Below are 13,042 nucleotides of genomic sequence, written 5' to 3'. Positions count from 1 at the left end.
CCCTTCCAGCAACAGGTTTCGCGTGGTTGTCTCGCGATGACCTGATGCTAGGAGGCATTGACCGCGTCGGCCGGTGCAGCGCCGGCCCTGTGGACAACCGCGCGGTCGTGCCACCTGTGGAAAGTGCGAATCAGGCGACCAACGTCGACCCGGTCCTCGTCTTCACCACTTCGAGCTGGGCGGGGATCCGGTCACGTAGGTCGGCCACGTGACTGACCAGCCCGACCACCCGGCCGCCGGCGCGCAAACCGTCGAGGACGTCCATCACCTCGTCGAGCGTGTCCTGATCCAGACTGCCGAATCCCTCGTCCACCAGCAGAGTCTCGATCACCGCGCCGCCCGCCTCGGCCTGCACGACGTCCGCGAGCCCCAGCGCCAGCGCCAGGGAGGTGCAGAACGTCTCGCCACCGGACAGGCTGGCCGGGTCACGCTGACTACCGGTCCATCCGTCGACGACCGCCAGCCCCAGACCGGAGCGGGCCCCGCCCCTGGCCGGCCCGTCCGTGTGCACCAGCGAGTACCGTCCGCCGGACATGGCGGTCAGCCGCACGCTCGCCGCCCCGGCCACCTGCTCCAGCCGCGCAGCCAGGACGTACGAGCTCAGGCGCATCTTCAGCTGGTTGTCCCCACCGGTGCCCTCGGCACACCGCGACACCGATTCCAGCGTGGCGAAAGACCCGCGGAGGGACGACGTGGATGCCGCATGCCGCTCCAGGTCCCCCGCCAGCCCGGCGAGCGCCCGGGCGGCGCGGGTCGCCAGGACATGCCGTTCCTGCGCGGTCCGGTGCGCCGCCCGTGCAGCCTGAAGGGACATCCGTGTGCGGTCGGCCTCGTCGTCCTGGCTGTTCTCCGGGTCGACGTCCTCGGCCGTCTCCTCCAGCAACGCCGTCACCCGGGCCAGCTGGGCGTCGTGTTCCGTGATCAGCTCGGTCAGCGTGGTGCGTTCGGCTTCCGGCAGAGCAGCGGCGGCAGCAGCCCGCCGGTCGGTGAAACCGGCTGCTGAGGAAGCACGATCGGCGGCTGCCCTGGCCCGGTTCAGCCGCTCCTGGGCAGCACTCAGGGCCCGGCCGGCCTCTTCCTGCTCGGTCAGAGCGGCGACGGCGGCCGCCACCCGGGCATGCCGGGACGGCAGGTCGGCCTCGCCGCCACAGGCCTTGTCGAGGCGTTCTCGCAGGTCGTCGCGCCGGCTGTCGAGAGCAGCCAGTTCCTCCCGGGCATCCGCCGTGGCGCCGGTGGCGAGCTCCAGCCGCTTGCGGGCCGATTCGAGCTCGGACTCCAGTCCGGCCAGCTCCGTCGTCAGTTTCCTGACCCGCGCCGCGCCGCGCCCGGCCTCGGTCAGCCTGGTCTGCGCGCCGGACAGTTCTTCCATGGCGGCCTCGGCATCGGCACCACCGGCCAGGGCCTGCGCCGCGGCCAGCTGCTGACGGCCCGCCTCCACCGCCTGCCGGGCCTCCTCACGGCGAGAAGCCGCGAGCTCGACGGCACCGGCGGCCTCCTCCTGCTCGTCGTCCGTGATCGCCGGTCCCTCGTGCGTGGCCGGTCGGGGATGCTCCTCACCGCCGCAGACCGGGCATGCCGTTCCCGGCGACAGCCCGGCGGCCAGCTCCGCCGCCATCCCGGCCAGCCGCCGTGCCTGAAGCTCCTGGCTCGCCGCCACAGCAGCCTGGTGCACGTCGGTCGCCGCCCGCAGCTCGTCCTCCAGCACCGCCTGCTCATCGGTCAGCCGTTGCACCGCGAGCACGGCCTCGGCCACGCGCTTCGCGCGCTCCAGGTCTTCCTGGCGGTCAATCAGGGACGACGCCAGCACCTCGCCCTCGCTACGCGCCGCCAGCAGCTCCTGCACACGCCCGGTCAGAACGGCACCGGCCTGCTCGGCCTGCTCCCGTTCCGTCTCGGCCGTGTCCTGGGTCTCCCGGAGCAGGGTGGCTCTCCGGTCCAGCCGCCGGAGTTCGAGCTCGGCGGGCAGCAGGGCGGCCAGGACACCGAGTTCCTGGCGCAGTCGGCCGGGATCGTGGTCGCCGGCATCACCCACGGCGTGTGTGACGGCCCGGTCGGCCGAGTCGACGCGGAATTCGGCGGTCTCGACCTCCGCCGACGCCGCATCGAACTCGGCCAGCAACGGCAGCAGCACCGGAGCGTGCCCGGCGGCCCGCAGACGGGCCCGGCGCTCGTCCTGCATACCGGCCTGCGACAGCAGTAGATCATGCTCGGCCGCGAGATCCCGGCGACGGTCACGCCGCCGGACCCGCTCCGCGGCGGCCTCGCTCGCGGCCCGGGCACGGTCGTGCGCGGTCTCGGCCGCCATCACGGCGGCGTGCGCGTCGAGCAGCCCGGCCCGGGCGTCGTCGGCCCAGCCCCGCACCAGCACCGCGACCGCCTCCGGATCAGCCGGATCGGGATCACCGGCGGAGGACGGCGTCAGGTGGGCCTCCTGCGCCCGGGCCAGCAGGCGTGCGGTCTCCTCCCGGGCGGACGCCACCGCACCGGCGCTCTCCCGCCGGCGCTCAGCCAGCCAGGTCTCCACGGCGGCGAAACGGTCCGTGCCGAAGAGCTTCTGGAGCAGAGGACGGCGTTCCTCCGCGCTCGCCCGCAGGAACGCCGCGAACTCGCCCTGGGGCAGCATGACGATCTTGGTGAACTGCTCCGGCCCCAGGCCGACGAGCTGCCCGATCAGGTCACCGGCCTCGTCCATGCGGTGTGTCAGCCCGGTCCAGCCCTCGGCCGTCCGTTCCCGCACCACCACCCGGGCCTGCTCGCGGGTCAGCCCGGTGCCGCGCTTCTTCGGCCGGTGCCATTCCGGGGAGCGGGTGATCTCCAGACGCCGCCCGGACACGGTGAACTCGCACACCACCTCGGTGCGCGCGCCCGGGTCGGCGTGGTCGCTGCGGAACCGGCCGCCGTTGCCGCGGCTGCCCGGCACCCGGCCGTACAGGGCGAAGCAGATCGCGTCGAGCACGCTGGTCTTGCCCGCGCCGGTGGGGCCGTGCAGCAGGAACAGGCCGGCGTCGCCCAGGTCGTCGAAGTCGATGTGCTGAGGACGCGCGAACGGGCCGAACGCGGTGATCTCCAGCCGGTGCAGCCGCATCAGGTGCTCCTGCGAGGTTCGGTCAGGTCCAGGGCGACGCCCTCCATGCCGTCGATCAGCGCGGCCTCCAGGGCCTGCTGCATCAGCACGGTCTCGGCGTGCGTGGCGGCCCGGCCCCGCACACGGTCGAGAAAGCCGCAGCAGATGTCCAGGTCGCCCTGCCCCGCGATCCGCTCGGTGTACGAGCCGGGACCGGCCACCGCCGGCCGGTCCGGTTCCAGACGCAGCTCCAGCAGATGCGGAAAACGCCGCCGCAGTCGCTCCATCGGCTCGGCCGGGCGTTCGGGGTCGGTGAGGGTGATCTGGGTCCAGGTCTGTTCGTCGTCCACAAATTGAACCGACGTGAGCAGCTCGGAGAGGTGACCGCGCAACCGGGCCAGCCGCCGCGGCACCGGTGCCTCCACCGGCTCGACCCGCGCCGGCGTGCCCGGCGCGCCGAGCGTGACCAGCCAGCTGCCCTTGCGATGGCCGGCCTCGGAGAACGAGAACGCGAGCGGGGAGCCGCTGTAGCGCACCTGGCCGGCCAGCTCCTGCCGGCCGTGCAGATGGCCGAGGGCGACGTAGGTGAAGTCGTCGAACAGTTTCAGCGGCACCTGGCCGAGCCCGCCGACCGCCAGCTCCCGCTCGCTGTCGGAACCGGCACCGCCCATCACGAACGCGTGCGCCGACACCACCGAGCGCACGCCCGGCCGGATGGCCAGGTCGGCGCGCACCAGGTCGAGGGCCGCGCCGATCACGCCGGTGTGATTGCGCTCGGCGCCGAGCGGCCCGGCCGCGAGCGCCGGCTCCAGATAGGGCAGGGGATAGAAGGCGACCTGGCCGTGCTCGTCGTCCAGCAGGACGGGACGGCCCGCGCCGGCCGGGTCGGTGCGCACGTGCAGTCCCGATGCACCGAGCAGCCGGGAGCCGAAGCCCAGCCGGCGGGCGGAGTCGTGGTTGCCGCTGGACAGGATCACGGTGGCGCCCGCCGACACCAGGCGGTGCAGGCCCTCGTCGAGCAGGGCGACGGCGTCGACGGCCGGCAGCGCCCGGTCGTAGACGTCACCGGCGACCAGGACCACGTCGACCTTCTCGGCCCGCACCACCTCGGCCAGGTGGTCGAAGTGCGCGGCCTGCGCCGACAGCAGGTCCACCCGGTGGAACGACCGGCCCAGGTGCCAGTCGGAACTGTGGAGGATGCGCACGACCCACACGGTAGCCGGGAGCCCTTCCGGTCACCGCATTCGTTGATCATCTGCCCTCGCCAGCTACGCGAACGTGTGGTTTGGTCTTTGGCATGGGTGACGAGGTCTCGGCGATCCGGTACACGGCCGAGGAACGACAGGCCTACCGCGAGAAGGTGGAACTCTGCCTGGACGTGTTCGAGCGTCTGCTGGCCACCTGGACGTTCGACGACGACCGGCCGATGACCGGCCTGGAGATGGAACTCAACCTGGTCGGCGCCGACTTCCGGCCGACCCTGCGCAACACCGCCGTGCTCGAGGGCATCGGCGACCCCAACTTCCAGACCGAGCTCGGTGCCTACAACATCGAGCTCAACGTCGAGCCGTCACCCCTGTCCGAGCTGGCCCGCACGGAGGACCGGCTGCGCGGCGTGCTCAACGACGCCGAGCGCGCCGCCAACCAGAACGACGCCCACATCGTCATGGTCGGCATCCTGCCCACCACCATGCCCGAGCACCTGAGCGACCCGCGCTGGATGACCGAGTCCCCGCGCTACAAGGCCCTCAACGACTCGATCCTCGCGGCCCGCGGTGAGAACCTGCACCTGGACATCCACGGCGTGGAGCGGCTCTCGTCGTTCGCCTCGTCGCTGGCCCCCGAATCCGCCTGCACCAGCGTGCAACTGCACGTGCAGGTGCAGCCGGACGACTTCGCCCGGGCCTGGAACGCCGCGCAGGTGCTGGCCGGCCCGCAGCTCGCGGTCGGCGCCAACTCGCCGTTCTTCTTCGGCCGCCGTCTGTGGGCCGAGACCCGGATCGAGCTCTTCAAACAGGCGACCGACACGCGTCCACAAGAACTCCAGAACCAGGGAGTGCGTCCCCGGGTGTGGTTCGGCGAGAAGTGGATCTCCTCGATCTTCGACCTGTTCGCCGAGAACGGCTGGTACTTCCCGTCGCTGCTGCCCGAACTCAGCGACGAGGACCCGGTCGCCGTGCTCGACGCCGGGAAGGCCCCCACCCTCCAGGAACTGCGTCTGCACAACGGCACCGTCTACCGCTGGAACCGCCCCATCTACGCCGTGGTCGACGGCCGCCCGCATGTGCGCGTCGAGAACCGCGTCCTGCCCGCCGGCCCCACCGTCGCCGACACCGTCGCCAACGCGGCGTTCTTCCACGGTGTGCTGCGGTCGTTGATGGACGACGCCCGCCCGGCCTGGTCGAAGATGTCGTTCGCCGCCGCCGAGGACAACTTCCTGGCCTGCGCCAAGGACGGCCTGGACGCCCAGGTGTACTCGCCCCAGCTGGGCCAGACCGGTGTGGACGAACTGGTGCTGCGCCGGCTGCTGCCGATGGCGGTCGAGGGACTCCAGTCGGCCGGCGTCCCGGCCGAGGACCAGGACCGCTACCTGGGCATCATCGAGGGCCGGGTGAAGTCCGGGCGCAACGGCGCGGCGTGGCAGGTGGCGGCCGTCGAACGGCTGGAGCAGGGTACAGCGGGACGCTCCGGCACCGACCGTGCCGAGGCGCTACGCCGGATGACCGAGCTCTACTGCGAGGGCATGCACGCCAACGAACCCGTGCACACCTGGATGTTGCCGTAGTTTGCGGTGATGAGAACGCCGAGACGCTGGTTCGAGCAGAGTTTCCGCCACCGTGGCCCGGCGCCGGTGGAGTACGGCGGCACGGTGGACCTGAACCCGGGGCGGCGCGACGTGGAATCCGTGATCGGCGACTGCGCGGTGTACGAACTCGGCCTGCGGCAGAGCCGGCGCCTGCCGATGCAGCAGGCCGCCCGCGCCGCCCGCCGCACCAACGGATTCGTCTGGATCGGCCTCCAGAACCCCGGCGCCGACGACGTGCAGCACGTCGCGGACGAGTTCCGGCTCCCCGCGCTCGCCGTCGAGGACGCGATCAAGGCGCACCAGCGGGCCAAGCTCGAGGTGTACGAGGACCTCTGGTTCATGGTGCTGCGGCCGGTGCGGTACGTGGACAGTCAGGAGATCGTGGACGTCGAGGAGATCGCGCTCTTCGTCGGCGAGCACTTCATCGTGTCGGTCCGGCACGGCACGACCGACATCCTGACCCGCGTGCGCCGTGAACTCGACGAGGGGAAGCTCGAGTCCAGCGAGCGCGGCCCGATCGCCGTCCTGCACCGGATCTCCGACCTGATCGTGGACGAGTACGCGGTGGTGGCCGAGTCGATCGACGACGACATCGCCGAGATCGAGCAGCAGGTGTTCGGCGAGCGGGAGGCCGACCACACCGAGCGGATCTACAAGCTCAAGCGGGAGGTGCTGGAGTTCCGCCGGGCCGCGCTGCCCCTGGGCGAGCCCATGCACAAGCTGATGTCCGGGTCGCTGCCGGGCATGGACAAGAAGGCCCGGCAGTACTTCCGCGACGTGCACGACCACATCATGCGGGTGACCGACGAGATCGAGCGGCAGGACAGCCTGCTGTCCGACGTGCTCCAGTCCAACGTGGCCCGGCTGTCGGTGACCCAGAACGAGGTCGCCATGCGGCAGAACGAGGACATGCGCAAGATCTCGGCCTGGGCGGCCATCGGCCTGGTGCCCACCGCGATCGCCGGCGTCTACGGGATGAACTTCGACAACATGCCCGAACTCACTTGGCACTACGGCTATTACGTCGTGCTCGGTGCGATCGCCGTGTTGTGCGTGGGACTGTGGGGGCTGTTCAAACGGAACGACTGGTTGTAGGCCGTTCTCGGGTGATCGGGGGGTGTGTTGCTCGGCGGCCCGCGGCGGCCGGGCCGCGAGGGTGGACGTCATGAACCCCCGAACCTGGCTCGTCGCCGGCACCGTGCTCACCGCCACCCTCGGCCTGGCCGCGTGCAGCGGCGACAGCGACAGCGAGTCCGACGCCGTGCCCTCCGTGTCCACCACCACCGCCCCCGCGAACCTGTCCGTGGAGCAGGCCAACCTGGTCGGCCCGGGCTGCCCGGCGTACGTGGCGCAGGTTCCGAGCGGCAAGGGGTCGGTCGAGGGCATGGCCAACGACCCGGTGGTCACGGCGGCCGGCAACAACCCGATGCTGAAGACGCTCACCGAGGCGGTCTCCGGGAAGCTGAACCCCGAGGTCGACCTGTCCACCACCCTCGACGGCAAGGACTACACAGTGTTCGCCCCCGTCGACACGGCCTTCGCGCAGGTCCCGGCCAAGCGCATGGCGAAACTGAAGAAGGACCGGGACGCCCTGGTCAAGACACTGACCTACCACGTCGTGTCCGGTGAGCTCGCTCCCGCCAAGGTGATCGGCGAGCAGCTCACCGTCGAGGGCGGCACCCTCAGGGTCACCGGCAAGGGCAACCAGATCAAGGTCGACGGCGCCAACGTGATCTGCGGCGGGATCAAGACCGCCAACGCCACCGTGTACCTGATCGACAAGGTGCTGGAGCCGTCCGGGTGATTCATCCGTGGTCCGGCCGTTGACCGCCGGTGACCGTCGCACACTGGACCGGGCAGGCAACGGACCGGATCAAGGGGTGGACGCGGATGGTGGCGGTGACACGCTCGGTGGCGCGGGGCAGCAAACTCGTCGTGCGGGCCGGTGACGTGACCGTACCGATGCGCTCGCTGCGCAGTGTCGACATCTCCGGCACCGGCTGGGCGATACCGGTGATGGCCGACCTCGACAGCCTGGCCCGGCTGCCCGACTCCGACTGCGTGCTCGACCTGACCACCGACGGCGGCCCGGTGCGCGTCGACGTCGAGGTGGTCGCCGCCGACGGCGACCTCGTGCTGCGCTCGCCGCGGGCCCGCCCGTCCGGCCCGATCCACCCGGCGTCCCTCACCGACCAGCGTCGGGAGAACGTCCGCGGGCCCCTGCGTCTGGGGTTCCGCGGCACGGCGATGGCGATGGCGGCCACCTCCGGTCATGGACGACGTCAGCCGCGCCGGCGCACCCTCCAGCCGGGACTGCTGGCCGCGCGGGGCCCGGGCGCGGACGCCCACGCCGACCTGGTCGGCGGCACCACGTCGATCTCCGCCGGCGGTGTGCAGGTCGAGCTGGAGGATCCGGCGGAGCTGGCGGCCGGCGCCACGGTGTACGGCGAGATCACCCTGCCCGACGGGGATCTGGTGCCGGCCCTGATGCTGGTGGTGGAGCAGACCCGCAACGGGTTCCGGGCCGAGTTCACCGACATCTCGCCGCTCGACACCGAGCGGCTGGTGCGGCTGGTGTTCAACCGCGAGCGGAGCGGGCTGGCCGGGCGCCGTCGCTGAACCCGCCTACCGCCTGACCTCCCGCAGGTCGGCCTTGCGGATCTTGCCGTGCACGCCCTTCACCACGTCGACCACCTGCGACACCGCGAAGTCGCCGGCCGCGCTGAGGTAGGCCATGGCCAGGTGCCGTTCCAGCCCGTACCGGCCGGCCAGCAGGTCGAGGGCGCAGCGCACGCAGTCCCTCATCGCCTCGTCCAGGTCTTCGTCCAGGCCGATCGGCACCAGCAGGTCACCGGTCTCGGCGTACGGTGCGGGGACGCCGGCCGCACCTCCCGGGATCAGGTCGAGTCGCACGGTGGCCCGCAGGGAGGCCTCGAACGCGGTCAGCGCCACCTCCCCGTCACCCTGGGCGAAGTGCGGGTCGCCGAAGTAGGCCAGCGCGTCGTCCACCTGCACCGGCAGGTACAGGGTGGAGCCCACGCCGAGCAGGTTGACGTCGATGTTGCCGCCGAACGGCCCCGGCGGCACCGAGTGCAGTCGTTCCGGGCCGGCCGTGGCCACGCCCATCACCCCGAGGAAAGGGCTGAGCGGGAAGGTTATCCGGCCGCGGGAGGGGTCGTCCCGGTCGACGAGCATCTCGCCGGTACCCGCACCCGCACCGGGCACGGCGGTGGCGAACGTGGTGACCGGCTCGGTGACGCCCGGCACCGGCATCTCGCCGGGCAGCGCGCCGAAGCCGTGCCGGGCGCTGACCATGCCGTAGCCCACCCGCGGCGTCAGCTCCAGCACCGTGATGGCCAGCAGGTCACCGGGTTTCGCTCCGCGCACGGCGATCGGTCCGGTCACCACGTGCGGGCCGTCGTCGGCGAAGTCGTGCGCCAGGGCGGAGGCGGCCACGGCCTTCGCGTCCTCCAGCACGTCACCGGCGCGGACGCCGTAGCGGCCGAAGAACTCCACCGGGTCCTTGCCCTGGTCCTCCAGAATGCCCTCGTGGCTGAGGGTGTCGACGGTGACGACGGCGCCGGACTCCACCACCGCGCGCGGCGTGTCGTCCTGGCAGGGCAGACGCCCCCAGAACACGTTGTCCGGGCTGGAGTCGAGATAGGTTCCGCCGTCGTATGTTCCGGGCTGGAGAACCTCGAAACCGGTGACGTCGTGGGGCAGGGTGGTCATGCTTCTCCTCACAGATCGAGGACCAGGGGGCCCTCGGCGCAGCGGCTCACGCAGATCATCATGGTGCGGCCGCTCTCGCGCTCGGCCTCGGTCAGCAGGCTGTCGCGGTGCTCGGGAACCCCGGACAGCACCCGGGTCTCGCAGGCGCCGCAGTAGCCCTTCTCGCAGTCGTAGGCCAGGTTCGGCCGGGCCTCGCGCACCACCTCGATCAGGCGCCGGTCCGGCGGCACCGGCAGCCGGGTGCCGGTGCGCTCCAGCACCACGTCGAACGGGGTGTTCGTGGCCGGGTCGCCCAGGGCGTCGGTGCCCTCCGGGGCGGCGAACCGCTCGATGTGCAGCTGGTCGTCGAGACCGGCCGCGGCGCAGTCTCTCTCGACCGCGTCGAGCATCGAGGCGGCCCCGCAGGCGTAGATCGCCGTGCCTTCGGGCAGATCCCGCAGATGGACGGCGAAATCGGGATAGCCGCTCGTGGCGTACTCGTGGAGCACGCCGCCCTGCAGCGCCTCCAGCTCGTCGGCGAACGCCATGCCCGCCCGCTGCCGCCCGCCGTACACCACCCGCACGTCGCGGCCCAGCGCCGTGGCCCGGCGGATCATCGGCAGCAGCGGGGTGACGCCGATGCCGCCGGCCAGGAACAGGTAGGCCGGGGCCTCGGCCAGCGGGAAGTGGTTGCGAGGTGGATGGAACCCGAAGACCAGCCCGGGTTCGGCGATCTGGTGCAGCTCGCGGGAGCCGCCGCGGCCGTCGTCCTCCCGCAGCACCGCGATCCGGTAGCTGGAGCGGTCGGCCGGGTCGCCGCACAGCGAGTACTGCCGCAGATGCCCGCTGGGCAGCACGATCTCGAGGTGCGCCCCGGGCTCCCAGGCGGGCAGCTCGCTGCCGTTGGCGAAGGTGATCGCCAGGATGTCGCGGGCGATCTCGTCGACCGAGGTGATGGTCACCGTGGGTGCGGCCTGGGCGATGCGCGGGCCGGGGGTGAACCGGGCCGGGATCGCGTCCCAGCCCACCTGGTTGCCCTTGGTCGGGTACTCCCGCAGCCCGGCCTCGTCGATCGTGTAGTCGCCCAGCCGGGTGAGCACCTGGCCGATCATCTCGGCGAACATCGCCCGGGCCAGGTGCGCGCCCGGGCAGCGGTGGCTGCCGACGCCGAAACTCAGGTGGCGGCGCGCGTCCCGGTCCAGGCGCACCTGGTCCGGCTGGTCGAACACGGCCGGGTCGTGGTTCGCCGAGACCCACGGGATCAGCACGCGCTCACCGTGTTTCACCGGGCAGCCACCGATCTCGGTGTCGGCGGTGGCGGTGCGGGCCATCGACTGCGACGGTGCGAACGCCCGCAGGAACTCCTCGGTGGCCCCGACGAGCAGATCCGGGTTCTCGCGTAACCGGTTGCGGTCGGCCGGGTTACGGGCCAGGTGCACCAGGGTGGAGCCGGTCAGCGAGGTGGTGGTGTCCACCCCGCCGGCCACCAGAAGACCGATCACCGAGACGAGTTCGTCGTCGTCGAAAAGGGTTCCGTCGGGCCGTCGGGCCTGCACGATCACCGAGACGCCGTCGTCCAGGGGTTCCTCGCGGCGGTCGGCGATCAGCTCGCGGATCCGCCGGTCCATGAACGCCAGCCCGGCCGCACCGCGCGCGGCCCGCTCGCTGCCCGCCTTCGCGGCGAAGATGTCGTGCACCGGGCCGGCCAGCTTCTCCCAGTCGGCCTCCGGAAACCCCAGCCAGTCAAGGGTTACCGCGGCCGGCAGGGGATTGGTCAGGTCGTGCACCAGGTCGGCCGACCCGCTCTCGACGAACGCGTCGACGACCCGCGCGGTGTGGTGCGCGATCATCGGCCGCAGCCGCGCCACCGCGTCGGGGGTGAGCAGCGGGTCGACGATGTCGCGGTACAGCGTGGATCTCGGTGGGTCGAGCTCGATCGGGAACTGCTCCAGGCCGGCCCCGCGGGGGATCACGATGACCGTGCCCTCACCGTCGGCGTCGGCGGCCCGGGACGACGAGAAGGTGCTGTCGTCGCGGGCGATCCGGACCACGTCGGAGTAGGTCGTGGTGTAGACGAAACCTCCGTGGGCCGGGGTGCGCCCGACCGGGCAGGATTCGCGGAAACCCGCGTAGTAGGCCACCGGATCAGCGTTGGCGAGGTCGCCGTGATGATCGAAGGGCTGACCGTACGGCTGGGCCACGGGGTGGGACATGGGCACGCTCCTGCGTGTCGATGCGCGGTGTTCCCCGGCCGCGCCACCGGGCATTGCCTCGTGGTTGACGCCCACCATAAGACCTGGGCGGGCGTCGGAACAACCGATTGGATCCACATTTTCGCCGGGCGTCCGCCCGGTTTCGGCCAGGTTTCAGCCGAAGGTCAGGACGGCCTTGGTGACGTCCCCGGACCGCACCGCACCGATCGCCTCGCCGATCCCGTCGAAGGGGAAGTAGGTGATCAGCGGGTCGACCGGGAACCGCCCGGCGGCGTGCAGGGCGAGCAGCTGCGGCAGGAACGTCTGCGGCACCGAGCCGCCGGCGATGATGCCGGTGATCGAGCGCCCGTTCAGCACGCTGCGCCACTCGAAGCTCATCGACTCGCTCGGCCCGATCCCGATCACCCCGGCCCGGCCCAGCGGCCCGAGCGCCTCCACGGCCGTGCGCAGCACCTTCTCGTGCCCGGTGGTGTCGATCGCGAAGTCCAGCCCGCCGGGCGCGATGTCGCGCAGCGCGGCCGCCGCGTCGGTGCTGCCGGAGTTGATCGTCTCGGTCGCCCCGGCCGCCCGGGCCGCGGCCAGGCGGCGGTCGTCGAGGTCGACGGCGACGACGCTCGCGCAGCCCGACAACGATGCCGCGATGATCGCGGCGGTGCCCACGGCGCCCGCCCCGAACACGGCGATGCTGCTGCCCACAGGCGGTTTCAGCACGTTCAGCACGCCCCCGGCGCCGGTCTGGAAGCCGCAGCCGAACGGGCCGACGGGGTCCAGGTCGAGCGCGGGGTCGATCCGGGTCAGGGCCCGGGCCGGGGCGATCACGTGGCTGGCGAACGAGGACTGGCCGAGGAAATGACCGTTCACGTCCTGGCCGCCGAGGCTGAGGGCGGTGGTGCCGTCGGGGCGGCGGCCGGAGAAGTTCAGCGCGTCGAACGACGTGCAGTAGGCCGGGGCGCCGTGCCGGCAGGTGCGGCAGGTGCCGCACGAGGTGAACGACATGGCAACGTGGTCACCGGGTTCCAGGCCGGTGACCCGCCCACCGACCGCCTCGACCACGCCCGACCCCTCGTGCCCGAGCACCGCCGGGGTGGGGAAGAAGTGCGCGAACTCCAGGTCGGTCCCGCAGATTCCGACGGCGGCCACACGGACCCGTACCTCGTCCGGGCCGGGAGCGGAAAGCTCCAGGTCGGTGAGCTTGAAGGGCTGCGAGGACTTTTCGAGCAGGGCTGCGGTGATCCGCATCAGCACACG

General features: G+C 71.9%; 9 protein-coding genes. 4 read left to right on the top strand and 5 right to left on the bottom strand.

Going from position 1 to position 13,042, the window contains the following annotated elements; genetic code table 11:
- Positions 1–130: 130 nt before the first annotated feature.
- Both KIH74_RS38015 and KIH74_RS38920 read right to left on the bottom strand, forming a co-directional pair.
- Positions 131–3,085: an AAA family ATPase gene (locus tag KIH74_RS38015; RefSeq protein ID WP_214158987.1), complete on the bottom strand. Its 2,955-nt coding sequence runs from the start codon at positions 3,083–3,085 to the stop codon at positions 131–133.
- Positions 3,085–4,269 (bottom strand): exonuclease SbcCD subunit D, encoded by a 1,185-nt coding sequence (locus tag KIH74_RS38920; RefSeq protein ID WP_308114007.1) that lies wholly within the window; start codon positions 4,267–4,269, stop codon positions 3,085–3,087. Before KIH74_RS38920 ends, KIH74_RS38015 begins: the two co-directional genes overlap by 1 nt.
- A gap of 92 nt (positions 4,270–4,361) precedes the next feature.
- Between KIH74_RS38920 and KIH74_RS26175 the strand changes: the two genes are divergently transcribed.
- The 4 genes from KIH74_RS26175 (at position 4,362) to KIH74_RS26160 (ending at position 8,489) form a co-directional block, all read left to right on the top strand.
- Positions 4,362–5,849, top strand: coding sequence for a glutamate-cysteine ligase family protein (locus tag KIH74_RS26175; RefSeq protein ID WP_214158984.1), 1,488 nt, complete (start codon positions 4,362–4,364; stop codon positions 5,847–5,849).
- A 9-nt stretch (positions 5,850–5,858) separates the two neighbouring features.
- Positions 5,859–6,965, top strand: coding sequence for a magnesium and cobalt transport protein CorA (locus tag KIH74_RS26170; RefSeq protein ID WP_214158982.1), 1,107 nt, complete (start codon positions 5,859–5,861; stop codon positions 6,963–6,965).
- A gap of 70 nt (positions 6,966–7,035) precedes the next feature.
- Positions 7,036–7,674, top strand: coding sequence for a fasciclin domain-containing protein (locus KIH74_RS26165; protein ID WP_214158980.1), 639 nt, complete (start codon positions 7,036–7,038; stop codon positions 7,672–7,674).
- Positions 7,675–7,760: 86 nt separating this feature from the next.
- Complete coding sequence (locus KIH74_RS26160) at positions 7,761–8,489, top strand: PilZ domain-containing protein (protein WP_214158978.1); 729 nt, start codon at positions 7,761–7,763, stop codon at positions 8,487–8,489.
- Between the two features lie 6 nt (positions 8,490–8,495).
- On the opposite strand, the gene KIH74_RS26155 is transcribed toward KIH74_RS26160, so the two are convergent.
- The 3 genes from KIH74_RS26155 to KIH74_RS26145 all read right to left on the bottom strand — a co-directional run bounded on the left by KIH74_RS26155 (position 8,496) and on the right by KIH74_RS26145 (position 13,033).
- Positions 8,496–9,602 carry an acetamidase/formamidase family protein gene (locus tag KIH74_RS26155; protein WP_214158976.1) on the bottom strand — a complete coding sequence of 369 codons (1,107 nt, stop codon included), beginning with the start codon at positions 9,600–9,602 and terminating at the stop codon, positions 8,496–8,498.
- Positions 9,603–9,610: 8 nt separating this feature from the next.
- Positions 9,611–11,794, bottom strand: coding sequence for a cytochrome P450/oxidoreductase (locus KIH74_RS26150; protein WP_214158975.1), 2,184 nt, complete (start codon positions 11,792–11,794; stop codon positions 9,611–9,613).
- A gap of 153 nt (positions 11,795–11,947) precedes the next feature.
- Positions 11,948–13,033 carry an NAD(P)-dependent alcohol dehydrogenase gene (locus KIH74_RS26145; protein WP_214158973.1) on the bottom strand — a complete coding sequence of 362 codons (1,086 nt, stop codon included), beginning with the start codon at positions 13,031–13,033 and terminating at the stop codon, positions 11,948–11,950.
- Positions 13,034–13,042 lie beyond the last annotated feature (9 nt).

The organism is Kineosporia corallincola (assembly GCF_018499875.1).
Classification (GTDB): domain Bacteria; phylum Actinomycetota; class Actinomycetes; order Actinomycetales; family Kineosporiaceae; genus Kineosporia; species Kineosporia corallincola.
This window is presented reverse-complemented; position numbering and strand designations above follow the sequence as displayed.